The sequence below is a fragment of the Dietzia sp. NCCP-2495 genome, assembly GCF_026011735.1.
In the GTDB taxonomy this organism is placed as follows: domain Bacteria; phylum Actinomycetota; class Actinomycetes; order Mycobacteriales; family Mycobacteriaceae; genus Dietzia.
Genome location: NZ_BRVN01000005.1, coordinates 159,538 through 181,950, shown reverse-complemented (window position 1 = coordinate 181,950; position 22,413 = coordinate 159,538). Strand labels below are relative to the sequence as shown.

Annotated in this window: 19 protein-coding genes, 2 pseudogenes and 1 riboswitch; of the genes and pseudogenes, 9 read left to right on the top strand and 12 right to left on the bottom strand. The window is 70.4% G+C overall.

The window, feature by feature from the left end; all coding sequences use genetic code 11:
• A pseudogene (locus OPF83_RS07360) lies at window positions 1-556 on the bottom strand (hypothetical protein); the annotation flags it as partial.
• Window positions 553-873: pseudogene (locus OPF83_RS07355) on the bottom strand (urease subunit gamma). The pseudogenes OPF83_RS07360 and OPF83_RS07355, both read right to left, overlap by 4 nt.
• A gap of 219 nt (window positions 874-1,092) precedes the next feature.
• Between OPF83_RS07355 and OPF83_RS07350 the strand changes: the two are divergent.
• Both OPF83_RS07350 and OPF83_RS07345 read left to right on the top strand, forming a co-directional pair.
• Window positions 1,093-2,172 carry a diacylglycerol kinase gene (locus OPF83_RS07350; RefSeq protein ID WP_264886665.1) on the top strand — a complete coding sequence of 360 codons (1,080 nt, stop codon included), beginning with the start codon at window positions 1,093-1,095 and terminating at the stop codon, window positions 2,170-2,172.
• 49 nt (window positions 2,173-2,221) lie between these two features.
• Complete coding sequence (locus OPF83_RS07345) at window positions 2,222-2,962, top strand: glucose 1-dehydrogenase (protein WP_264886664.1); 741 nt, start codon at window positions 2,222-2,224, stop codon at window positions 2,960-2,962.
• A gap of 137 nt (window positions 2,963-3,099) precedes the next feature.
• Here OPF83_RS07345 and OPF83_RS07340 read toward each other — a convergent pair whose 3' ends face one another.
• Complete coding sequence (locus tag OPF83_RS07340) at window positions 3,100-4,557, bottom strand: HAMP domain-containing sensor histidine kinase (protein WP_264886663.1); 1,458 nt, start codon at window positions 4,555-4,557, stop codon at window positions 3,100-3,102.
• On the bottom strand, window positions 4,557-5,234 hold the full coding sequence (locus OPF83_RS07335; RefSeq protein ID WP_264886679.1) for a response regulator transcription factor: 678 nt from the start codon (window positions 5,232-5,234) through the stop codon (window positions 4,557-4,559). Before OPF83_RS07335 ends, OPF83_RS07340 begins: the two co-directional genes overlap by 1 nt.
• Window positions 5,235-5,443: 209 nt before the next feature.
• Between OPF83_RS07335 and OPF83_RS07330 the strand changes: the two genes are divergently transcribed.
• From OPF83_RS07330 to OPF83_RS07320, 3 genes are all read left to right on the top strand, one after another.
• Window positions 5,444-7,090, top strand: coding sequence for a helix-turn-helix domain-containing protein (locus tag OPF83_RS07330; RefSeq protein WP_264886661.1), 1,647 nt, complete (start codon window positions 5,444-5,446; stop codon window positions 7,088-7,090).
• Window positions 7,091-7,220: 130 nt separating this feature from the next.
• Window positions 7,221-8,747, top strand: a complete 1,527-nt coding sequence (locus OPF83_RS07325) for an aldehyde dehydrogenase family protein (RefSeq protein WP_264886660.1) — start codon at window positions 7,221-7,223, stop codon at window positions 8,745-8,747.
• Window positions 8,748-8,878: 131 nt separating this feature from the next.
• A complete protein-coding gene (locus OPF83_RS07320) occupies window positions 8,879-9,991 on the top strand; it encodes an NDMA-dependent alcohol dehydrogenase (protein WP_264886659.1) in 1,113 nt (370 codons plus the stop codon).
• A 164-nt stretch (window positions 9,992-10,155) separates the two neighbouring features.
• On the opposite strand, the gene OPF83_RS07315 is transcribed toward OPF83_RS07320, so the two are convergent.
• The 5 genes from OPF83_RS07315 to OPF83_RS07295 all read right to left on the bottom strand — a co-directional run bounded on the left by OPF83_RS07315 (window position 10,156) and on the right by OPF83_RS07295 (window position 15,057).
• Complete coding sequence (locus tag OPF83_RS07315) at window positions 10,156-11,016, bottom strand: SDR family oxidoreductase (protein WP_264886677.1); 861 nt, start codon at window positions 11,014-11,016, stop codon at window positions 10,156-10,158.
• Window positions 11,017-11,298: 282 nt separating this feature from the next.
• Entirely contained in the window at window positions 11,299-11,916 is a 618-nt protein-coding gene (locus tag OPF83_RS07310; protein ID WP_264886658.1) for a response regulator transcription factor, read from the bottom strand.
• The gene (locus OPF83_RS07305; protein WP_264886657.1) at window positions 11,913-13,196 is read right to left on the bottom strand and encodes a sensor histidine kinase; all 1,284 of its coding nucleotides are present in this window, start codon (window positions 13,194-13,196) and stop codon (window positions 11,913-11,915) included. Before OPF83_RS07305 ends, OPF83_RS07310 begins: the two co-directional genes overlap by 4 nt.
• 140 nt (window positions 13,197-13,336) lie before the next feature.
• Window positions 13,337-14,083 (bottom strand): ABC transporter permease, encoded by a 747-nt coding sequence (locus OPF83_RS07300; RefSeq protein WP_264886656.1) that lies wholly within the window; start codon window positions 14,081-14,083, stop codon window positions 13,337-13,339.
• Window positions 14,083-15,057: an ABC transporter ATP-binding protein gene (locus tag OPF83_RS07295; RefSeq protein ID WP_264886655.1), complete on the bottom strand. Its 975-nt coding sequence runs from the start codon at window positions 15,055-15,057 to the stop codon at window positions 14,083-14,085. Before OPF83_RS07295 ends, OPF83_RS07300 begins: the two co-directional genes overlap by 1 nt.
• Window positions 15,058-15,169: 112 nt before the next feature.
• On the opposite strand from OPF83_RS07295, the gene OPF83_RS07290 reads away from it, so the two are divergent.
• The 3 genes from OPF83_RS07290 (at window position 15,170) to OPF83_RS07280 (ending at window position 18,288) form a co-directional block, all read left to right on the top strand.
• Complete coding sequence (locus tag OPF83_RS07290) at window positions 15,170-16,780, top strand: alpha/beta hydrolase (protein WP_264886654.1); 1,611 nt, start codon at window positions 15,170-15,172, stop codon at window positions 16,778-16,780.
• 114 nt (window positions 16,781-16,894) lie between these two features.
• Complete coding sequence (locus OPF83_RS07285; protein ID WP_264886653.1) at window positions 16,895-17,716, top strand: alpha/beta hydrolase family protein; 822 nt, start codon at window positions 16,895-16,897, stop codon at window positions 17,714-17,716.
• Between the two features lie 5 nt (window positions 17,717-17,721).
• Window positions 17,722-18,288 carry a hypothetical protein gene (locus tag OPF83_RS07280; RefSeq protein ID WP_264886651.1) on the top strand — a complete coding sequence of 189 codons (567 nt, stop codon included), beginning with the start codon at window positions 17,722-17,724 and terminating at the stop codon, window positions 18,286-18,288.
• Window positions 18,289-18,309: 21 nt separating this feature from the next.
• On the opposite strand, the gene OPF83_RS07275 is transcribed toward OPF83_RS07280, so the two are convergent.
• On the bottom strand, window positions 18,310-18,624 hold the full coding sequence (locus OPF83_RS07275) for a multidrug efflux SMR transporter (RefSeq protein WP_264886650.1): 315 nt from the start codon (window positions 18,622-18,624) through the stop codon (window positions 18,310-18,312).
• A gap of 10 nt (window positions 18,625-18,634) precedes the next feature.
• Window positions 18,635-18,702: riboswitch (guanidine-III (ykkC-III) riboswitch) on the bottom strand.
• A gap of 50 nt (window positions 18,703-18,752) precedes the next feature.
• Here OPF83_RS07275 and OPF83_RS07270 point away from each other — a divergent pair.
• A complete protein-coding gene (locus OPF83_RS07270) occupies window positions 18,753-19,550 on the top strand; it encodes an MOSC domain-containing protein (RefSeq protein ID WP_264886649.1) in 798 nt (265 codons plus the stop codon).
• A gap of 52 nt (window positions 19,551-19,602) precedes the next feature.
• Here the strand turns inward: OPF83_RS07270 and OPF83_RS07265 are convergent, their stop codons facing one another.
• Complete coding sequence (locus OPF83_RS07265) at window positions 19,603-20,262, bottom strand: TetR/AcrR family transcriptional regulator (RefSeq protein ID WP_264886648.1); 660 nt, start codon at window positions 20,260-20,262, stop codon at window positions 19,603-19,605.
• Window positions 20,263-20,347: 85 nt separating this feature from the next.
• Window positions 20,348-22,186: an NAD(P)/FAD-dependent oxidoreductase gene (locus OPF83_RS07260; RefSeq protein WP_264886647.1), complete on the bottom strand. Its 1,839-nt coding sequence runs from the start codon at window positions 22,184-22,186 to the stop codon at window positions 20,348-20,350.
• Window positions 22,187-22,413: the final 227 nt, after the last annotated feature.

Below are 22,413 nucleotides of genomic sequence, written 5' to 3'. Positions count from 1 at the left end.
CGCTGGTCCGTGAGGCGTCCGCTCGGTAGAACCGCTCGAAGGCCCGCGCCGCCTCCTCCGCAGCCATCCCCGGCCCCGAGTCGTCGGCGAACGGGTCGATCGCGCGGCTCACCACGAGCGCCGAGCGCACCTCGCCGTGCCGCCGGATCACCGCGCGCAGGCGGCTGACCAGCATGGTCGCGTCGCCGAACGGCGCGGCCAGTGCGACCCGCGCGCCGCCCGACCGGTCCCGGCCGTCCGGGCCGGTTCCATGCAGGCGCCCCCGGACGTCGCGGAGGGTGCGCGCCGCGTCGGCGATCACCGTGGGCGCGCGGCCGAACGTCATGGGGACGACGACGACAACGCCACCCTCCCCCGCCGGCGTGTGCACCAGGCCCGTCACCGCGTCGGCGAGATCGCGGCCGGGCCGCACCGCCGGGATGCCGAGGTCAGGCATCCCCTCGGACTCCGGTCCCAGGGCCGCGACGAGCCGGGCGGTTGCCGGATCGGTGTGCGCGTGGCTGTGGCTGTGGGCGTTACTGCGCTGATGACTGTGTGTATGCGCGGGGCCGGTCACGCGCTCTGCTCCACCGGCCCGATGGGGTCGTGCACCGTGACGAGCTTGGTCCCGTCCGGAAAGGTGGCCTCGACCTGGATCATCGCCAAGCGCTCGATCACGCCGTCCATGACCTGGCCCGCGTCGAGGACCTGCCGGCCGAGGTTCATGCACTCGGCGACCGTGCGGCCGTCGCGGGCGTGCTCGACGATCTGCCACGGGATGAGCGCGGTGGCCTCGGGCACGTTGAGCAGCACCCCGCGGTCGAGTCTGCGACGCGCGACCTAGGCCGCGGTGAACAGGGTGAGCTTGTCCAGTTCGCGGGGGGTGAGCTTCATGCGTGATCCTCTCGTTCGCGTCAACCGGTCAGAACGCTAGTGGGCTCGTGTGTCGGCTGTGTTACGTGACCGCTGGCTCCGTGGGCCCGCCTCCTTGCCATCGGCAGACACCTGTCCAGGCAGTTGTCCGGAAGGGACCCTGTGGCGCGATTCCCGGTGGTAGCGTCCGCGACGTACAGGCGGCCCGACCGGGGCCGACAGCAGGTTTGGGGGATTTCCATGGCCATCCGGGTCGCACAGATCGCCACGGGCAATGCCGGCGCCATCGCTCTGCGGCACCTCATCGAGGACCCGCGGTTCGAGTTGGTCGGGGTGTGGGTCCACTCCCCGGACAAGGCCGGCAAGGACGCGGGCGAGCTCGCCGGCCTCGACGTCCACACTGGCGTCACCGCGACCACGGACAGCCAGGCCATCATCGCCGCGCGTCCGGACTGCGTCGTCTACTGCGCGATGAGTGACAACCGGCCCGTCGAAGCCGCCCGGGACATCCAGGCGTATCTGTCCGCGGGGATCAACGTCGCGGGCACCGCCCCCACTCCCCTCATCAACCCTGCCGCCGGGGTCCCGGACAAGGCGCGCATCCGGCTCGAGAACGCCGCGCGCGAGGGCGGGGCCACCCTGTTCGTCACCGGCGTCGATCCCGGCTTCACCAACGACCTGCTGCCGCTGGCGATCACCGGCACCTGTCGCGAGGTCCGTCAGGTCCGCTGCACGGAGTTCTCCGACTACGCCACCTACGACTCCACCGAGTCGATGGTCGACGTGATGGGATTCGGCACCCCGCTCGACCAGACGCCGCTGCTGTTCCTGCCCGGCGTGCTCTCCGCCGGCTGGGGCGCCTCCATCCACCTGCTGGCCGCGGGACTCGGGGTCGAGGTCGACGAGATCACCGAGCACGTCGAGCGCGAACCCGCACCCGAGACCTACGAGGTCGCGGCCTGCACCATCAAGAAGGGCACGCAGGCGGGCTTTCGCTTCCAGATCACCGGGATGGTCAGGGGCGAGCCGGTGATCGTGATCGACCACGTCACGCGCACCCGCGACGATCTCCGCCCGGACTGGCCCTACGCCGTCCAGGAGGGGCATTCCTATCGCGTCGAGGTGATCGGCGAGCCGTCCTACGTGCTCGACCTGGCGGCCCAGAGTGCGGACGGCGACCACAACTACTCGGCGATCCTGGCGGGCGTCGGGCGGGTGGTCAACGCGATCCCCGCCGTCGTGGCGGCGGCTCCGGGGCTCACCACCACGCTCGACCTGCCGCTCACCGGCGCGCCGGGCCTCGTGGGCGCACGCCGCTGACAACACGCCGTACACACCGCACACTGAACCGCTGAAAAGAGGAGACACCATGGGCCGGGTAGAGGGAAAGGTCGCGATCGTCACGGGCGCCGCGCGCGGGATGGGGGAAGCCGACGCACGGCGCCTGGTCGCGGAGGGCGCGAGGGTCGTGCTCACCGATGTGCTCGACGACCAGGGCGAGGCCGTCGCCGCGGAACTCGGCGAGAACGCCCGCTACCGCCGGTTGGACGTGACAAGCCCCGACCGGTGGGCGGAGGTGGTGGCGGAGACCGTGACCGACTGGGGCGGGGTCGACGTCCTCGTCAACAACGCCGGCATCGCCAACGGCGCCGACCTGGCCTCGTTCCGCCACGACAAGTGGCAGCAGATCCTCGACGTCAACCTGTCGGGCACCTTCTACGGTTGTCAGGCGGTCACCACGACCATGATCGAGGCGGGTCGCGGGTCGATCATCAACGTCTCCTCGATCGAGGGCATGCGCGGCACACCGTGGGCCCACGGGTACGTGTCCGCCAAGTGGGCCGTGCGCGGACTGACCAAGTCGGTCGCCCTCGAGTTGGCGCCGCACGGCATCCGGTGCAATTCGCTGCACCCGGGCCTGGTCCGCACGCCGATCACCGAGGGCATCCCGGACGACATGATCCCCATCCCGCTCAACCGGCTCGGCACGGTCGAGGATGTCGCCTCCTTCGTGCTGTTCCTGGCCTCCGACGAGTCCGCTTATGCGACCGCGACCGAGTTCGTCGTCGACGGCGGAACGATCAACGGAATCCCGCACAAGCAGTTGTGACGCCGCGCCGGCGGTGGATCCCGCCGGCGCAGACGGGCTCTGTCTGACTGTGAAGTCAGTACAGCGGGTGAACTGTCGGGAACGCTCCGGTGAAGCTGGCAGTTGCCTGGCAACTGGTGTCGGTGGTCGCCGCCGCGTCAGTCCCGGGCGCGCGGCAGCCGCACCCGGAATGTCGCACCCCGCCCCGGGCTGGTGTCGACCCCCACCGTCCCGTGGTGCGCCTCGACGAGAGCCTGCACTATCGCCAGCCCGAGCCCGCTGCCGCCGGTCGTGCTGGTCCGTGAGGCGTCCGCTCGGTAGAACCGCTCGAACGCCCGCGCCGCCTCCTCCGCAGCCATCCCCGGCCCCGAGTCGGCCACCTCGAGCAGCGCGTCGCCCGCCTCGGTGCCCACCCGAACGGTCACCGGGACGCCTGCCGGGGTGTGGCGCAGAGCGTTGTCCACGAGGTTTCCCAGCACCTGACGCAGCCGCACCTCGTCGCCCAGGACCTCCGGCGTTCCGGGGCCGTCGATGACCTCCAGCCCGATCGTCCTGCCGGGGGCCAGCACGCGGGCGTCGTGGACGGCGTCCGCCGCCAGCGACAGCAGGTCCACCCGGTCCCGAGCGATCGGGCGCTGCTCATCCATCCGAGCGAGGGTGAGCAGGTCTTCGACCAGCACGCCCATTCGGCGGGCCTCGGACTCGATGCGCCGCATGAGACGGTCGGTGTCGTCGGCCGCGCCCTGACGGTGCAGCTCGGCGAACCCGCGGATCGTGGTGAGCGGAGTCCTCAGGTCGTGGCCGGCGTCGGCGACGAAGCGCCGCATGGCCGCCTCCGACTGACGCGCGGCGGCCGCGGAGTCGCGTGCCGCGTCCTCGGCTCGGGCGGCGTCGGCCATCGAGGTCTGGATGCGCGCCAGCATTTCGTTGACCGCCACCGAGAGCGTGCCGACCTCGGTGCGCGGATCGCCCTCGGGCACCCGGCGGGAAAGGTCGCCGCCCGCGATCGCCGCCGCCGTGTGCTCCACCTGACGCAGCGGCCGCAGACTCCTGCGGACCGTGAGATAGGCGGCCAGCGCGAGCGCCACCAGGATCGCGGCCCCGATACCCACCTGCAGGCGCACGAGCCGCTGCACCACCGCGTGGTTCTCCGTCAGCGGGGTCGCCACCGTCACCGTCTCGCCCTCGGGCCCGTCGAACCGCAGAGCCCGCCACGGCGCCGAGCCGTCCTCCTCGGACGGCACGGTGGCCGGCTCCCCGACTTCGAGACCGTCGACCACGGGGGCGGAGTCCTCGTCGTTGATCTCCACCACCTCCGCGCCGCCGGCATCGCGGACCTGCACGTAGAAGCGGCTCGGCGGGCTTTGCGGGCCGGGCGCCCGCGCCGGCGGCGGGTTCGCGGGCAGCTCGCCCGAGGGCCGGGCCCATCCGCGCTCGGCCTCCTGCAGCGCGGCGTCGGTGCGCTCGAGCATCGACGCGTCGAGCGCCCGGGTCACCGCCACTCCCGACCCCACCAACGCGAGCGCGGTGAGCGCCACCGCGAGCAGGACCAGGCTCACCCGCAGAGGCAGGCGGCGCACGGCGGGCACCCCCGCCGCCGGCTGGTCGGGCGGCATCAGCGCGGTTGGCGCAGGACGTACCCCACGCCCCGGATCGTGTGGATCAGTCGCGGCTCTCCGGTGTCGATCTTCTTGCGCAGGTAGGAGACGTAGGACTCGACCACCCCGCCGTCGCCGCCGAAATCGTAGTCCCACACGTGGTCGAGGATCCGCGCCTTGGACAGCACGGTCCCCGCGTTGAGCATGAGGTAGCGCAGTAGAGCGAACTCGGTAGGCGAGAGCGCCACCGGCTGGCCGGCCTTGTAGACCTCGTGGGTGTCCTCGTCCAGCTCAAGATCGGCGAAGGTCAGACGCGCACTACGCTCAGCCGCGGACAGGGTGCCGGTACGCCGCAGAATCGTGCGCAGCCTGGCCACCACCTCCTCGAGGCTGAACGGCTTGGTCACGTAGTCGTCGGCACCCAGTGTCAGACCCGCGACCCGGTCCTCGACCGCGTCCCGGGCCGTCAGGAACAGCACCGGGGCGTCGCAGCCGTCCGCCCGCAGTCGCTTCACCGCGTCGAACCCGTCCATCACCGGCATCATCACGTCGAGGATCACCGCATCCGGACGGAAGGTGCGGGCCCTGTCGATCGCTTCCGCACCCGTGCGGGCCGTCGCCACCTCGAATCCCTGGAACTTCAGGGAGACCGCGAGCAGCTCGACGATGTTCTCCTCGTCGTCCACCACCAGCACCCGGGCTTCAGGGGCGGCGGCTCCGGCGGCATCTGGACCGGCAGCAGGGCGGGGCTTCGGGGCGGTGTTCACGGGTCTCAGTATGGCGGCTGTTCCCGCGAGTTCCCGGCGGATTCGCTGGGAGATTCCTGTGTGCCACAGGTCACCGGCGCGATCGCCGCCACGTCCGTATGGTGTGGATCACACTGCCTGACCTATCGGAGGTGACCGTGCCCCGGACCGCCCACCCATCCCACTCGCCCGATGCGAACCCGCTGGACCTGGCGTGGCGCCGGTCCGAGTTGAGTGGCCTGACCCCGCACAGCGCCCGCCCGGGGGCGCCCGACCCGCGGGCCGCCCGCTCCCACCGCCTGACCGAGGCCGCGCGCCCGGTGATGGACGGGCTCGACACCGTCCTGCAGGACACCGGCGCCAGCCTCGTGCTGGCAGATCGCGAGGGCCGTGTCATCAGGACGGCTCGCGACAATGCGCGGATCTCCCGCATGCTGCTCCGGCGAGGCGTCGACGAAGGCGCCGAGCTCACGGAGGAGGCCCTGGGCAACAACGGCATCGGCACGGCGCTCGAGACGCGGGCCGGGGTGTTCATCCACGGTGAGCAGCACTTCGCCGAGGTTTTGCGCGACTTCGTCTGCTACGGCCACCCGATCATCGACCCGCTTACCCGACGCCTGGTGGGCGCGGTCAACCTCACGGGCATGACCGCGGACGCATCCCGACTGTTCGCGCCCTTCGTCCGGAAGGTCGTGGCCGACATCGAAGCCCGTTATGTCGACACCGCCCGCGCGGACGACCGGGAACTGTGGCGCCGCTTCGTCGAACGCACCCGCTCCTCCGACACCGCGACGTGCGCGTTCGGGGACGAGGTGGTGCTGGCCTCTCATTCGAGCCTGGAGCGACTTGATTCCCGCGACCTCGTCACCCTCCGCCGCCTGGTCGAGCGCGACGATGTGGGTGAGGTCGTCGAACTGTCGGTGGGCGCCGTGGGGGTGGCCACCAGCCGCGTAGGACGTCGCGGGCACCTGCTGGACCTCACGTTCCCCGAGTCGCCAGGGGCGCCCGCGCCCGCGACAACACCCGCGCCCACACTCGCGTCCCGGATCGTCGTCGCCGCCCCCGCGACGGCGGTGCGGAGTCACGCCGTCCGGGGGCCGTCGGGGTCGGGGAGGTCGACGACGGCGAGGGCGATCGCCGGCCCCGGGGCCCGCCATCTCCGGCTCGCCGAGGCGGACGACGCCGCGACAGCATGGCGGGAGATGGTCGCGCCCGCACTCCGTGAACGTTCCGGGCCGGTGATCCTGGACGACATCGACCTGTTGGACGACGCCGATCTTCGCCGGTTGGCCGCGCGTATGGAATCGGCCGGAGACCACCTCGTCGTCGTCACCAGTCGCGACGACCCGCGCCCCGCGGTGACGGCGATACTCGACCTGTGCGACCGGCGGACAGAGGTCCGCCCCCTCCACGAGCGCGGCACCGAGGGCGAGGAGATCGTCCGCCGCATGGTCGCCGACCTGGCCGCGCGGCGCGGTATGCGGCCACCCACGGTGACCCCGCGGTTCCTCGACGCGGTGAGCGGCCTGGACCTGCCCAACGGACTGGTCTCGCTGCGCGCCATCCTCACCGAATGCCTCGACGGCCCCACCGGGCGGGGCGCGCGGAGACTGGACGTGGGCGATCTACCCGCCCGCGCCCGCGCCGGACGACCCCCGACGCCGGGCGAGCTGGCGCGTGGCGAGTACGACGCGATCGTCGCGGCGCTGGCCGAGTGCAACGGTGTGCGGTCGCGGGCGGCGAAGCGTCTCGGCATCAGCCGCACGACCCTCTACGCCCGTATGCGCGAGTTCGGCTTGTCCTGACCTGTCGGAGAAGCCCCTGAGCGGCATCCGGAAATTGTCCAGAAACTGAACACTTCGCACCCTCCGGGCGCCTCCATAGTGGTTTGTGACCGGCCTCACACCGAGGCGGTCGTCGACTTCGGAGGTAGCCATGACCGGAACACTGAACCGCCCCACCGATGCCGCGGGGGTCGATGAGCGACTCAGCGCGCAGGCCCGCGAGTTCCTCGCCCGCCCGCACCGTCTGCTGATCGACGGACAGTGGGTCGACGCCGCCGACGGCCGCACCTTCGGCACCTACGATCCCGCCACCGGCGCCGAGATCACCCAGGTCGCCCACGGCGCCGCCGCGGACGTCGACAAGGCCGTGGCCGCCGCCCGCCGCGCGTTCGACGACGGCGCCTGGGCGACCATGAAGCCGTGCGACCGCGAGCAGATCCTGTGGCGCATCGGCGACCTGCTCGAGGAGAAGGGCGAGCTGTTCGCCCAGATCGAGGCGCTGGACAACGGCAAAGCCGCGTCCATCGCGCAGGCGGTGGACGTCAAGTTCGCGGCCGACGTGTTCCGCTACTACGCCGGCTGGGTGACCAAGCTCGAGGGCAGCACCGTGCCGGTGTCCATGCCGTTCGCCGGCGACACGCAGTTCCACGCCTACACCCAGCGCGTGCCCGTGGGCGTGTGCGGGCAGATCATCCCGTGGAACTTCCCGCTGCTCATGGCCGCGTGGAAGCTCGGGCCCGCCCTGGCCACCGGAAACACGCTCGTCCTCAAGCCCGCCGAGCAGACCCCGCTCACCGCGCTGTTGCTGGGCGAGCTCTGCGCCGAGGCCGGCGTGCCCGACGGCGTGGTCAACATCGTCACCGGCTTCGGCGACGCCGGCGCCGCGATCTCCGGCCACCCCGACGTGGACAAGGTCGCGTTCACCGGCTCCACCGAGGTGGGCAAGCTCATCGTCGACGCCGCCAAGGGCAACCTCAAGAAGGTCTCCCTGGAGCTGGGCGGCAAGAGCGCCAACATCGTCTTTGCCGACTGCGACTGGGACGCCGCCGTCCAGGGCTCCGTGGCCGCGTGGATGTTCAACCACGGCCAGGCCTGCACCGCCGGCACCCGCCTGTACGTCGAGGACTCCATCTACGAGGAGTTCACCCAGGCCGTCGCCGACGCCGCCGCCCAGACCCCGATCGGCCACGGCCTCGACCCCGACACCGTGCTCGGGCCGCTGGTCGACCAGGACCAGTTCGACAAGGTCAACCACTACCTGCGCGCCGGGATCGAGGACGGTGGACGGGCGCTGACCGGCGGCGGCCGCCATGGTGACACCGGCTACTTCGTCGAGCCCACCGTCTTTGTGGACGTCAAGCCGGGCGACCGCGTGGTGACCGACGAGATCTTCGGCCCCGTCGTCTCCGCCCTGCGGTTCTCCGACGTCGACGACGCCGTGCGCCAGGCCAACGACTCGATGTACGGACTCGCCGCCGGCATCTGGACCAAGGACATCTCCAAGGCCCACCACGTGGCCAGCCGCCTGCAGGCCGGCTCCGTGTGGGTCAACCAGTACAACGGCTTCGACGCCGCGATGCCGTTCGGTGGGTTCAAGCAGTCCGGCTGGGGCCGCGAGCTCGGCAAGGGCGCGCTCGACCTGTACACCCAGACGCGCTCGGTCAACATCCAGCTGTGACCCCGAGGGGCACGGCGCAGCCATGCGCGGTCATGCGCGGCCATGCGCGGCCATGCGCGGCCCCGACCCCTGAGCCGGTCCCCCGGCCCACCCCGTAACCCCCTCACATCCACTCCCCGAGAGGACCCGTCATGAAGACCAAGGCAGCAGTGCTGTTCGACCTCCACCAGCCCTTCGAGATCATCGAGCTGGACCTGGATGATCCGGGCCCCGGCGAAGTCCTGATCAAGTACACGGCCGCCGGGCTGTGCCACTCCGACCTCCACCTGTCCGACGGCTCGCTGCCGCCCCGCTTCCCGATCGTCGGCGGGCACGAGGGGTCCGGCGTGATCGAGGCCGTGGGTGCCGGCGTGACCAAGGTCAAGCCCGGCGACCACGTGGTGTGCTCCTTCATCCCCAACTGCGGCACCTGCCGCTACTGCTCCACCGGACGCCAGAGCCTTTGCGACATGGGCGCCACGATCCTCGACGGCCACATGCCCGACGGCACCTTCCGATTCCATGCGGACGGCAAGGACTTCGGCGCCATGTGCATGCTCGGCACCTTCTCCGAGCGGTCGGTCATCTCCCAGCACTCCGTGGTCAAGGTCGACGACTGGCTGCCGCTGGACAAGGCCGTGCTCGTCGGCTGCGGTGTCCCCTCGGGCTGGGGCACCGCGGTGTACGCCGGTGGCGTCCGCCAGGGCGACACCGTGGTGATCTACGGAATCGGCGGCCTCGGCATCAACACCGTGCAGGGCGCCGTCCACTCGGGTGCCCGCCACGTCGTGGTGGTGGACCCCGTCCAGTTCAAGCGCGACGAGGCCCTGAAATTCGGCGCCACCCACGCCTTCGCCACCGCCGAGGAGGCCCACGCCGCCGTCGAGAAGCTCACCTGGGGCCAGATGGCCGACCAGGCGCTGATCCTGGTGGGCACCGTCGACGAGCCGGTCGTGTCCGCGGCCTTCGACGTGATCGGCAAGGGCGGCAAGGTCGTGATCACAGGCCTGGGCAACATGACCGACAAGACCGTGCAGGTCAGCGGCACCCAGCTGGCGCTGTTCGGCAAAACCATCACCGGCACGCTCTTCGGCTCCGCCAACCCGCAGTACGACATCGTCAAGCTGCTGCGCCTGTACGACGAGGGCAAGCTCAAGCTCGACGAGCTGATCACCACCACCTACACCCTCGACACGATCAACCAGGGTTACCAGGACCTGCAGGACGGGAAGATCATGCGCGGCGTGCTCATCCACGACACCTGATCACCCGGCCGGCACCCGGCCCCGCTCGGCGGACCCCTTCCGCCGAGCGGGGGCGGCGCGGCCCCCACGAACTCGCCCTCCCGGTCGTATGATCCCGCGGCCGGGAGGGCGACACCATTTCCGGCATGGGCGAGCCGCCGGTCACGGCGTGGGCGACCCGCCCGTCAGGGCGTCGGCGCCCCGCCGGTCACCGAGAGCGTGTTGCCGGTGGTGTACGAGGACTCCTCCGAGGCCAGGTACACGTACGCCCCGGCCATCTCGACCGGCTGCCCCGGCCGCTTAAGCGGGTTCTTCTGCCCGTGGTACGGCACCTGCTCCGGATCCTTGCCGCCGCTGACCTGCAGCGCGGTCCAGAACGGCCCCGGGGCCACGGCGTTGACCCGGATCCCGCGCGGCGCGAGTTGCTGCGCCAGCGACTTGGACATCGTGTTGACCGCCGCGCGGGAGGCCGCGTAGTCCACCAGCCCCGCGGACGGGGTGTACGCCTGCACCGAGGACGTGAAGATCACGCTCGAGCCCGGCTCCAGGTGCGGAAGCGCCTCCTGCATCTGCCAGAACGGGGCGTTGACGTTGACGTTCATCGTCTCGGCCCACTGCTCCGACGACAGGTCCTCCAGATTCGCGACGAACGTCTGCCTGGCAGCGTTGAGCACCAGTACGTCGAGCCCGCCGAGTCCGTCGACCGCCTCGCGCACGATCCGTCGGGCCGTGGCCTCGTCGCCCACATCACCGGGCAGGAGCACGCACGTCCGGCCGGCCTCGCGCACCAGGGCGGCCACCTCATCGGCATCGGACTGCTCCGACGGCAGGTAGCCGATCACCACATCCGCGCCCTCGCGGGCGAACGCGATCGCCACCGCCCGCCCGATCCCGGAGTCGCCTCCGGTGATGAGCGCGCGTCGGCCGGCGAGGCGGCCGTGGCCGACCCACGAGGACTCCCCGTGATCGGCGGGCGGGATCAGCTCGGATGCCAGGCCCGGGAAGGGCTGGGTCTGCAGCGGGATGTCGACGGGGTACTTGCTCACCGGATCGACCGGCGCGGTGCCGGGTCCGGGCCGGTTCGACTGTGCGGTCTGATCGGGCCGGTCTGCCTGCTCTGCCTGGTCCGCCTGTGCAGTCTGATCGGGCTGGTCCTGTGTCACGAGTCCTCCTGGCGTCGAGACTTCGACCATACGCCCCGCGCCCGTCCCCCAACCCCAACAATCCGCTACTCCGCCTCCACATTCGCTACCGCTCTGGGGGTAGCGGATCCACAGGCGGAGTAGCGGATTCGGGAGGTCGGGAAGCGGGAGGCCGGGTGGCGGGGGTCAGAGCCAACCGCGCAGACGGGCCTCGTGCGCGGCCTCTGCACGCGTCGAGGTGTGGGTCTTGGCGATGGCCGAGGACAGGTGGTTACGCACGGTCCCCTGCGACAGGTGGAGGGCGGCGGCGATGTCGGCGACGCGCGCCCCCGCCAACGCCTCACGCAGGACGTCCTTCTCGCGGGGCGTGAGCGGGTCGGGTCCGGACATCATCGAGTCCCGCACCAGGTCCGGATCCACCACGGTCTCCCCGCGGTGCACCCGACGCACGGCCTGCGCGAGTTCACGGGCCGGGGTGTCCTTCACGACGAATCCGCCCGCCCCCGCGGCGAGCGCTCGACTGACGTAGCCCGGTCGCCCGAACGTGGTGACGATCAGGACCCGAACCTCGGGAAACGCCTCGCGGATGCGGCTGGTCACCGTGATCCCGTCGCCTCCGGGCATCTCGATGTCCACCACGCACACGTCCGGCCGGAGCCTGGTGACCGCGTCCTCGAGCTCGTCGCCGCGCCCGACCTCTGCCACCACGTCGATGTCCTCCTCCATCGCCAGCAGTGCGGCCAGCCCGCCGCGCACGAGGGCCTGGTCGTCGGCGAGGACGATCCGGATCGCGGGGACGGTCATGGCGCCCACCGTAGATCGACGACGGTCCCGACCGAGTCGTTGCCGGCGTCTTCGCCGTAGCCAGCATCTTTGTCGCGACCGTGGCCGTTGCCGTTGCCGCTGCCGCTGCCGCTGCCGCTGCCGATCGTCAGCCGGGCGCCGGCCGCCGCGGCCCGTGCCGCGAGTCCGCGCAGTCCCTGCCCACCCGTGGCCTGGGAGCAGGTGTCGATGCCCACGCCGTCGTCGGTGATCCGCACGCCCCCACTCGAGAACTCCACCGTGACGCACCCGGCGCCGGAGTGACGGATGACGTTGGTTCCCGCCTCGCGCAACGTCCAGGCGGCGAGCTCACCGTGGGAGTCGGGGACGAGGGAAGGAGATCCGACGACGACGAGGGCTATCCCCGCCGACTTCAGCGATCCGGACAGATTCCCCAGCTCGGTGTCCGGATCGGTAACACGCATACCGGACACGGTCAGTCGCATCTCGCGTAGCGCAGTCCGGGTGAGTTCTTCGATGTTCACCAACTCCGCGCGGGTGGCATCGGGATCGGTGTCCAGCCGTGCCTGTGCGAGCTGCGCCCGGATCGACAGGGCAGTGAGGGTGTGGCCCAGCACGTCGTGCAGGTCGCGGGCGACACGCTCACGCTCCTCCACGACGCCCAGCGCGCGGCGAAAGTGCACCTCACGGACGCTGACGCCGACGGAGATCCGTGTGCCCGCCATCGACAGTGACACCGGCACCACGAGGAGTGCAGGGATGAGAGGTCCCACCTCGCCGATCCCGAACGCCGTGGCGGAACCGATCGCGATGAACCCCATGGAGACCGGAATGCTCCACCGCAGTGGCCATACCGCGGTGACGTAGCAGGCCAGGAACGGCAGGAACGTCGTGACAGCCATGACGCCCCCCGCAGGCATCGTCGCCAAGGCGCAGACGACCAACGCGGCCAGGTAGCCGAGACCTGTCGATGCGACCTTCCGGGCGTGGTCTGGCTCGGTGCCGCCGCGATCGGCCAGCTCCGACTCGACCGTGTCGGCACCGCCGGACCGCCGCAGGTGGAGGGGGAAGCCGACGGTCACGGCGGGCGAGGCGAACGCCAACAGATAGGTCACGGAGAAGACCGCGACGGCCGTCAACCCGAGGACCGTTCGGGCTGCACTCGCGTCCGCGGTGACCACAGCGAGGATCGGGTAGATCAGGAAGACCTGCCAGATCAGCGAGAACAGGACGGCGGGTCCGGAGGACAGTCCCCGGATGCGCGACCACCTACTGGTCCAGCTCCGCTCCGTCACGGCCATGTGGTGGTGTCCTCCTCTGCGGGACCGGGCGCACGCGGTGCGGGTGCTCGCGGTGCAAGTGTCGGCGGGGTGGGTGTCGGCGGGGTGGGTGCTGTCAGTGCTGGTGCTGGCGGTGTGGGGGGTCGTCGTCGTCCCCTCGGTCACACCCGACCCCGACGGCGACGCACCAGGACCGCGGCGACCCCACCCAGTATGAGGGCCCACGCGACCACGTTGAGGATCGGCAGCCACAGTGGATCCGACACCCCCTCGCTGATCACCCCGCCGGTGAGCGGATACCGCGCCAGCGCGTTGACCCCGTACAGCGGGGTGAAACGGGCCAGGTCCAACATCAACCCGGACAGCGGGACGAAGAGGTTGCCCGCGAAGCCCAGCAGGACCAGGCTGCCGCCGGCCACCCCCAGCGCGGACTCGGATCGGAACGCCATCCCCGCCGCCAGCCCGTACGCGGAGAACACCGCCGACCCCAGCCACGCCGCGCCGAGCGAGAGCACCCACGCCAGGGGCGTCGCCTCCGCGCCGGTCAGCGCGCCGACCAGGCCGATCAGGGCCACGGGCACCGCCGCGATCGTCATGGCCACCGCGGACTTGGTGGTCACGTACCCCGCGCTACTCCACGGGGTGAGCCCGAGTTGACGGCCCCAGCCCTGGAACCGCTCCAGGGCGGCCCCACCGCTGATCGTCGTGGTGGCCGTGACCGCGCCGTAGACCGCCATCGACACCATGACGACCGCTCCTACATTGCCGCGCAGAACCGGCGCGTCCGTGTACGACTGCGCGCTGCCGAAGACCAGGTACATCACGACGGGCAGGGCCACGATGAAGAACATGTTGGTGACGTCGCGGCCGGTACGGCGCAGGTCGATTGCCCAGTAGGTGGTGTTCATCAGGAGGCCTCCGGCTCGGCGGTGAGGGTGAGGAACGCGTCGTCGAGCGACCTCGCGGTGATGGTGACGTCGTGCGCCGCGGTCCTGGCGAACAGGGCGCGGGCGGTGGAATCGCTGTCCGAACTGGTGAGGATCACCCGTGCCGCGGTGCGTTCCACGCCCGTGACACCGGGGAGTTCCTCGGGGGCCGGCTCGCCGTCGACGGGGCTCCACACGGCGGTGATCGTGCTGCCCGAGGCCATCGCGCGGATCCGCGCTACCGGGCCGTCAGCGACGATCCGGCCGCGCGCCATCAGCACGATCCGGTCCGCGAACGCCTCGGCCTCCTCCATGTGATGGGTCGCGAACACGACTGTCGAGCCCGAGGAGGCCTCGGCGTGCATCGTCGACCAGAACTCGCGGCGGGTGGCGATGTCCATCGCGGCGGTCGGCTCGTCGAGGATGAGCAGGTCCGGATCCGGCAGCAGTGCCAGCGCGAAACGCAGGCGCTGCTGCTCACCGCCCGAGCACCGGGCCACGCGCCGGCCGGCGATCGACGCCAGGCCCGCCCGGTCGAGCACCTCGCCCACGCCGAGCGTGCTCTCATACAGCCCGGCGATCGCCCGGACCGTCTCCTCGACCGTCAGATCCGACAGCAGACCGCCGGACTGCAACACCGCCGACACCCGCCCGTCCGCCACCGCCCGACGCGGAGCCTGACCGAAGACCCGGGCCTGACCGCCGGTCGGTTCGGTCAGACCCAGAGCGATGTCGAGCGTCGTGGTCTTGCCCGCTCCGTTGGGGCCCAGCAGCGCCACTACCTCTCCGGGTTCGATGCGCAGGTCGATGTTGCGCACCGCCGGCACGGGCCCGGATCCGGGCACGGTGAACGACTTGGTGAGTCCCTGGAACTCCAGTGCCGGAGGGGTGTGCGGTGCCGGAGGCGTGCGCTCTGCCGGAGGGGTGCGCGGTGCCGGACTGGTGCGTGTCGTCATGAGTCCAGCCTCGTCGCCCGCGGGCGCCGTGCGAAGGGCCAGATGTCACGTTGTCACCCATGACATCCGTCATGGCCATGTTCACAGCGCGGCCTTCTGGGATGCTTGGCATATGCCCAGTCGTCGAAGCCGAATCACGTCCCCACGTTTCGTCGCCGCGCTCGCGGCCGTCGCCGTCGTCGTCCCCGGACTCTCCGTCGCCGCGCCGACCGTACCTACCTCACAGGCGGTTCCCGCCCCGGCCTCCTCCCTCGCCTGGGGCCCGTGCCCGGAGACGGTGACCACCCCAGGCGCGGTCTGCGCGGCCGTGACCGTCCCGCAGGACTACTCCCAGCCTGGCGGTGAGACGATCGATGTGACGGTCTCCAAACTCCCGGCGCGCGACCCGGGCGCACGGCGCGGCTCCCTCTTCGGCAACGCCGGTGGTCCCGGCGGCGACTCCCTCACCTACTTCGACGACGGCATGTTCACCTGGCCGGACGCACTGCGAGACGAGTGGGACCTCATCGGCGTCCAGCCGCGCGGCCTCGCCCACGCCGGTCCCCTGCTCTGCGAGCCGATGGCCGCCGACCCTCTCACCCTCGCCACCGCCGGCGGCGCCGCCCACCGCGCCGGATGCGAGGCCGCCAGCGGCGACGACTGGCGGCACCTCACCACCGAGAACACCGCCCGCGACTGGGAGCTGGTGCGGCAGGCGCTGGGTGAGGAGCGGATCTCTATCCACGGCCTGTCCTACGGCACGCTGCTCGGATCCACCTACGCCACCCTGTTCCCGCAGCACACCGACAAGATGGTGCTCGACTCCGCCGCGAACCCGGACTGGATGTGGAACGAGGTCCTCTTCCAGCAGAACGAGCCGTACAAGCAGCGCGTCCACGCGATGTTCGAGTGGATCGCCGCGAACGACGCCGTCTACGGCCTCGGGGACACCCCGCTGAAGGTGTACCAGCGGTGGACCGAGCAGGTCCTCGCCGAGACGGGCACCACCGCCACGCTCGCCCCGCCTCCGGCGCGGGTCGGCGACGTGCCGCCGGCGTGGCAGGCCCTCGCCGAGCCGTGGATGGCCGGGACCACCCTGACCGGCCCCGCCCGCGTGCAGCTCGAGGGGCTCGCCCGGCAACTGGCGACCCCCGGCGCCGTCCAGGCGGCCTCCCCGACGCTCGCCTCCACCCGCGGACTCGCGGCACAGTCGGCGGCATGGCCGGTGCTGGCCGAGGCCCTGGCCGCCGGTCACCCCATCTCCGGGGGCGGCGGGGACCCGCAGATGCCGGAGCTTCCGGAGGAGGCGATGATCGCGCTCAACATGCAATCGGTCGTGCTGTGCAACGAGAACCGGGTGGCCCCGCGGCCGCTCGACTACCCCGGGTTCCTGTGGACCCAGTTCGTCACCGGCGACATCTTCGACGCCACCGGGCTGATGTTCAGCTCGGGCGCCGCCTGCGCCGGCGCGCCCGCGATCACCACGCCCGTCGAGCTCAGCGGCGACGCGCTCGAGACCCGGCCGTTGCTGCTCAACTCCGTCGGCGACCCGCAGACGTCCCTGCACGGCGCCCACGCCCTGGCGGACCGGATGGGCGCGCACATGATCACCGTCGCCGGCGGCGACCACGGCCAGGTGGCCAAGGGCAACACCGTGGTCGACGACGCCGTGGTGGAGTACCTGCGCACCGGGCACACCGACGTGACCGAGGCCCCGGCGCCGCCGATCCCCGCTGCGGGCTGAGCTGGCGGGCGGGTGGGGCCAGGCGGGAGAGTCGAGGGCTCAGCGCAGCCATTCGTTCACCCGCCCAGGTGAAATGACGTTCATCCCTGCCCCATAGTGCGCGTCCGCCGCGGCGTGAGCCCCTACGGTGAGATGTCCGTCGAGGGCTACACCACCAACGTGCACGACAGCGTGATCGGCAAAGTCAACGACGCGCAGAACCTCAACCTCGCGGCGACCGAGCTCGCTCCCGGCGAGTCGCACGCCACGATCGCGTTCCTCGCCTACCAGCATCCCCAGAAGGCCGACATCCTGGGCGTGGGGACCAATACGCTCGCGATGCAGGAGTCGTCCAAGGTCGAGAACGCCGTGCGGGGGATCGCCGTGGCCAACAACACGACCGACGTGAACCTCTCACTGTTCGGCCACTCGTACGGCTCGACCACCTCCGGCATCGCCGCGCAGGAGCTCGCCGCCGACGGGAGGTCCCCGGTGGACACTCTCGCCCTCTACGGCAGCCCCGGGTTCCCCGAGCTCCGCCCGGACACCTCCACCACCTATCCGACGCAGACCGCCCCGACCGAGGACCTCATGCGGCCCCTCCCGGACAAGGACGCGCTCGGCATCGACGAGGGCCGGGCGTTCCACATGACCGAGGACGGCGACTTCGTCAACGAGTTCTTCGGCGAGGTCGGCACCACCAAGGCGGGACTGGGCAATCCGCCGCGGCAGTGGGGGCTCGAGGAGTTGTCCATGGAGACCAGCGACGTGGTGGTGCGGACCCACCCCGAGACCGGCGAGCCGGTCGCCCACGACACGCGCTACGGTCGCGCCGACTACAACCGGATCAACGGCGAGGACGTCGGCGCACACAGCATCTATACGAAGAACGAGACCGTCTCCCAGCACAACCTCGCCGCCATCGCGGCGGACCGGCTCGACCTCCTGGCGAGGTGACCAGCATGCGAGAAGGCCCGTCCCACCCCTCCGTCCTCCGCCGCGTCCTGGCCGCGGCGCTGGGCGCGGGCGTCCTGGCCGTTGCGGCCGGATGCACAGACAGCCAGATCGTCGAGGACCCGACGACCACCGAGGAGCACCCCGTGACCGACGCCATGACCATCGACGATCCCAGGCGTGAGCTGGACGCGACGCTCGAGGAGGTCCGCGCGGTGGCCGAGGAGACGCTCGGCGCGGACGGGTGGCAGCAGAACCCGTCCAGCGGCGCGGTCACCGCGTGCGACGTGGACCTGTACGTCTACAACGCGCCCCAGATGAGCGTCACCACGGTGATGGACGACGACCAGTGGGGGCAGGCGTGGCCACGGATCCGCGAGATCATCGAGGGCCACGGCTACACCGACGGCTCCGAGGTCCCGATGGAAGGCAGCGCTCACCACGTACTGCGGATCGCCAACGAGCGCGGCGACACGATCACCATCGCCAACGTCGAGGGAGCCGGGTTCACCTACGGCGGCCAGACGGCCTGTTACCCCGCCGCGGACGGGAACGCCGCCAACGACGCAGGGTGATGGCAGCCGGGCACGAGGTGATCAACTGACCGCCTTGAGCCCCACCACGCCGCCGATGATCATCACCAGGAACACGACCTTGAGCGCCGACACCGGCTCACCCCCGGTCGCCATGGCGTATACGACGGTCAGCGTCGCCCCGATGCCCACCCACACCGCATACGCGGTCCCGACGGGCAGGTCGCGCATGGCGTAGGCCAGTCCGCCCATGCTCACGACGAGCGCCACGGCGAACACCACGGTCGGCCAGAGCCTGGTGAAACCGTCCGAGCGACCGAGCGCGGTGGCCCACACGGCCTCCAGCACACCGGACAAGACGAGAATGATCCACGACACGACGGCCTCCTGCGCGCCGTCTTGTCGCACACCGGGTACGGCCGCCCTCGTCCGGAAGTCCCCGTGTCGGGACCCTGTGGACGAGGTTGTCACACGCCGGGGTGGGCGGCAATGACAGAGTGGTCACCATGCAGGTGGGCGTGATCTCCGAGTTGTGGCGCTTCCCGGTCAAGTCGATGCGTGGCGACCGCGTGGTCTCCACCGAGGTCACCGAGCGGTGGGGATTCCCCGGCGATCGTGGGTGGGCCCTGCGCGACGAGGAGACCGGACGAATCACCAACGCCAAGAAGCTCACGTCGTTGCTGCAGTTCCACGCCCGGTACCTGGCGGAACCCGTCGGAGCCGGGGCGCCGCCGGTCGAGATCACGGTGCCAGGGGGACGAACGGTGCGGAGCGACGACGACGACAACGGCGTCGACGCCGCCCTGTCCGCAGCAGCTGGCCGGCGCGTGACGCTGTGGCCGCGGCAGTCTCCTGGGAACCACGCGCATCACCGGCGTGGCCGCCTCTCCGAGGCCGAGAGGAGCGACACCTACTTCGACGCGATGCCGCTCTCGCTGGCCACCACCACCGCGCTGGGATCTGTGCAGGGCACGGTTCCGGGCTCCTCGATCGACCCGCGCCGGTTCCGCAAGAACATCATCGTGTCCACGGACGGCGGACCCGGCCGGTTCCCGGAGTCCGACCCCGGCGGGTTCCCCGAGTTCGACTGGGTGGGTCGCCGGCTCATGCTCGGTGAGGTGGTCTGCGAGGTCACGGTCCGTATCCCGCGGTGCGTGATGGTCAGCCTTCCCCAGGCGGAGCTCCCCCACGACGGCGCGGTTCTCAAGGCGCTCGCCGCCCGGACGGGTATGGACTTCGGCGTGTACCTGCGTGTCGTCGAACCCGGCCGGATCAGCGAGGGCGACCCGGTTCACCTGGCCTGACGGCGCCCACGCCGTGACACCCACGCCGAAGCCGCCTACCAGCAGCTGTTCGCTAGTGGGCCGGGTCGGTGGCTCCCCACGCTCGCAGCCACACGGCCTTGAGGCTGTCCAGCATCCGCGCGGACTCCTCCGGCGTGCACTCGAGCCTGCGGTCTCTGTAGAAGGCATAGGTGATCATGTCGGTCACGGTCACCACCAGCCTGTAGTGATCGTCGGACGGCGGCGCGATCAGCCCGGCCTCCGCGTCCCGTGTCATCTGGTCGGCGAGCTGGGAATAGAGTTCTTCGTCGAGTTCCGCCCATCGGGCACGCAGCTTCTCGTCGTAGGCGGTCGCCTGGAATCCGGCGACGAGTGCCCGTCCCCGCGGCACCCAGACCGTGTGTGACACCCGGAAGAGCCGGTCGAAATAGTCTGCGTGGGTCTCCCCCGCGTGCCGGTGGTAGCTGCCGATCGCCTCGTCCCAGGCCTTCCACGCCTCGCCCACGAGCTCGGCGAGAATCTCGTCTTTCGACTCGAAGTAGAAGTAGAAGTTGGGCCGTTTGATCCCGGCCGCGTCGGTGATGTCCTTGACCGTGATCTCCACCGCCGACATCTCGCCCAATAGTGATTCGAACGCGTCGAGAATCGCCTGTCTCTGGATTTCACCGCGCGGGATCCGCCTCCGACGTCCGCTCTGGACGTCGGACGCGGATTCCGAGATGCCGGTGCTCATGGGTCATACCCTAGGCGCCTTGACCACCGACGATGTGCGCCACGTCCGGCAGTGCCACCGAACCGCACCATGCCACTGAATCGCACTACGCCACCGGCACGGCCGTCGTCGACGGCTCCATGATCAGCCCGTCGAAGGTCCCGGCGTGCCACCAGTCCTCGATCATGTTCCAGAAGTCGATCTCGGAGGAGTTGTAGACGTCCATGAACACTGCCTTGGAGACATCTCCCTGGCCGTTGTAGTAGCCGGGGGTGCAGGCTCCCCAGTAGGCCATGCGGGGCTCGTTGGACTCGCGGACCTTCCGCACCCACTCGGTCTGGGCCTGAAGGGTCGGTTCGAAGGTGCCCAGGTCGTTGTCCAGCAGGTGCTTGATGATGCGCGCGGAGTGCCGGGCCTTGCGGTCGAGCATGTAGACGAAGTTGACGTAATACGCCGTCTGCGTCATGCCCAGCTCCACGAAGTTGGGGAAGCCGTGGGTGAAGAACCCGTGGAAGGTCTTCGCGCCGTCGGAGAAGTACTCCTGCATGGACTGGCCGTCGCGGCCGATCACGTCGTAGCCGTAGATGCCGGCCGGACCCGAGCCGGTCTCGAACCCGGTGGCGAAGATGATGCAGTCGACCTCGTGCTCGACTCCGTCCACTACGATGCCCGTGGCGGTGATCCCGTCGATGCCGGTGGGTGACGCGGCGAGGGTGACGTTGTCCCGGTTGAAGGTGTCCAGGTACTCGTCGTTGAAACAGGGCCGCTTGCACATGTAGCCGAACCAGGGCTTGAGTCCCTCGGCCACGGCGGGGTCGCGGACGATGGAGTCGACGCGGGCGTGGGCGCCCATGAGCAGCTTCATGTCCGCGATCTCGGCCACAACTGCCTGGTCGCCGGCGGGCAGCTCACCGACGGGGGTGTCGACGAGGTGCTGACCGGTGAGCTCGGGGAAGAGATGGGTCCACCCGTCGTCGACGTGGTTCCCCTCCACCTCGTGGCCGCTGATGATGCCGTTGAAGTTGTCGTGCCGCTCGTACTGCCAGCCGGGCTTCAGGGACGCCGCCCAGGCGGGATCGGTCTTGCGGTTGTTGCGCGGCTGCACCACGCTCGGCGTGCGCTGTACCACCACCAGGTGCTCGGCGTCTTCGGCGACGTACGGCACCATCTGGATTCCGGTGGCGCCGGTGCCCACCACGGCCACGCGCTTGTCGCGGAGGTTCTCCATGTTCCCGGCCGCCGAGCCGCCGGTGTAGTCGTAGTCCCACCGGCTGCTGTGGAAGATCTTTCCCTCGAAGTCACCGATTCCGGGCACCTTGGGCAGGACGGGCTTGGTCAGGGCTCCGTTGCAGCGCATGAAGAACTTGGTGACGAAGCGGTCGCCGCGGTCGGTGGTGACCTCCCAGCGCTGCTCGGCCTCGTCCCACTGGGCGTGGGTGGCGCGGGTCTGGAAGTAGGTCTTGTCGTAAAGGTCGTAGTGGCGACCGATGCGCTGGGCGTGTTCGAAGATCTCGGACCCGTCGGCGTAGCGCTGGCTGGGGACGTAGCCGGTCTCCTCGAGAAGCGGCATGTAGATGTGCGATTCGATGTCGCACTGGACGCCGGGGTACCGGTTCCAGTACCAGGTGCCGCCGTAGTCGCCGCCGTACTCGACGATGCGGAAGTTCGTCACTCCGTTCATGGTGAGGTAGGCGCCGGCCGTGAGCCCTCCGAAGCCGCCGCCCAGGACCAGGACGTCGAGTTCTTCGGTGACGGGTTCGCGCGTGATCGGCTCGCTGAAGGGGTCGTGGTCGGCGATCTCGAGCACGTCGTCGAGGTTCTGGAACTGGTCGAGGGTGTCCTTGCGCAGCCGTGCCTGCTTGTCGGCCTCGAAGCGCTCGCGGAGGTAGTCGGGGTCGAAGTCGATGTCGAGGGGGATGTTCGACTCGGGGAGGGTGAAGGCCATGTCCGCGTCCTTGTCGGGGTGGGGGCGTCCGTCCACCGTGTGCGAAGTGGACGGTCTGTCGAGGAAACTTGACGGGCAGTCAAGTTGTGATCAGGATTACACACCGCATGTGATGCGCGCAATACCCCACGTGGTGCGAAGGTCACCGCGGTCCACGTGACGACAACGACGACGACACCGAGTTCCCCTGACGACCCGTAGCGGTTGACGGGAGTACGAGAAAGGCT

Coding starts and splice junctions, on each gene's coding strand:
- OPF83_RS07310 (WP_264886658.1), bottom strand. CDS start 11,916: ATGACCGTCCCCGCGATCCGGATCGTCCTCGCCGACGACCAGGCCCTC.
- OPF83_RS07290 (WP_264886654.1), top strand. CDS start 15,170: ATGCCCAGTCGTCGAAGCCGAATCACGTCCCCACGTTTCGTCGCCGCG.
- OPF83_RS07260 (WP_264886647.1), bottom strand. CDS start 22,186: ATGGCCTTCACCCTCCCCGAGTCGAACATCCCCCTCGACATCGACTTC.
- OPF83_RS07345 (WP_264886664.1), top strand. CDS start 2,222: ATGGGCCGGGTAGAGGGAAAGGTCGCGATCGTCACGGGCGCCGCGCGC.
- OPF83_RS07280 (WP_264886651.1), top strand. CDS start 17,722: ATGCGAGAAGGCCCGTCCCACCCCTCCGTCCTCCGCCGCGTCCTGGCC.
- OPF83_RS07340 (WP_264886663.1), bottom strand. CDS start 4,557: ATGCCGCCCGACCAGCCGGCGGCGGGGGTGCCCGCCGTGCGCCGCCTG.
- OPF83_RS07300 (WP_264886656.1), bottom strand. CDS start 14,083: ATGAACACCACCTACTGGGCAATCGACCTGCGCCGTACCGGCCGCGAC.
- OPF83_RS07350 (WP_264886665.1), top strand. CDS start 1,093: ATGGCCATCCGGGTCGCACAGATCGCCACGGGCAATGCCGGCGCCATC.
- OPF83_RS07320 (WP_264886659.1), top strand. CDS start 8,879: ATGAAGACCAAGGCAGCAGTGCTGTTCGACCTCCACCAGCCCTTCGAG.
- OPF83_RS07270 (WP_264886649.1), top strand. CDS start 18,753: ATGCAGGTGGGCGTGATCTCCGAGTTGTGGCGCTTCCCGGTCAAGTCG.
- OPF83_RS07265 (WP_264886648.1), bottom strand. CDS start 20,262: ATGAGCACCGGCATCTCGGAATCCGCGTCCGACGTCCAGAGCGGACGT.
- OPF83_RS07305 (WP_264886657.1), bottom strand. CDS start 13,196: ATGGCCGTGACGGAGCGGAGCTGGACCAGTAGGTGGTCGCGCATCCGG.
- OPF83_RS07325 (WP_264886660.1), top strand. CDS start 7,221: ATGACCGGAACACTGAACCGCCCCACCGATGCCGCGGGGGTCGATGAG.
- OPF83_RS07295 (WP_264886655.1), bottom strand. CDS start 15,057: ATGACGACACGCACCAGTCCGGCACCGCGCACCCCTCCGGCAGAGCGC.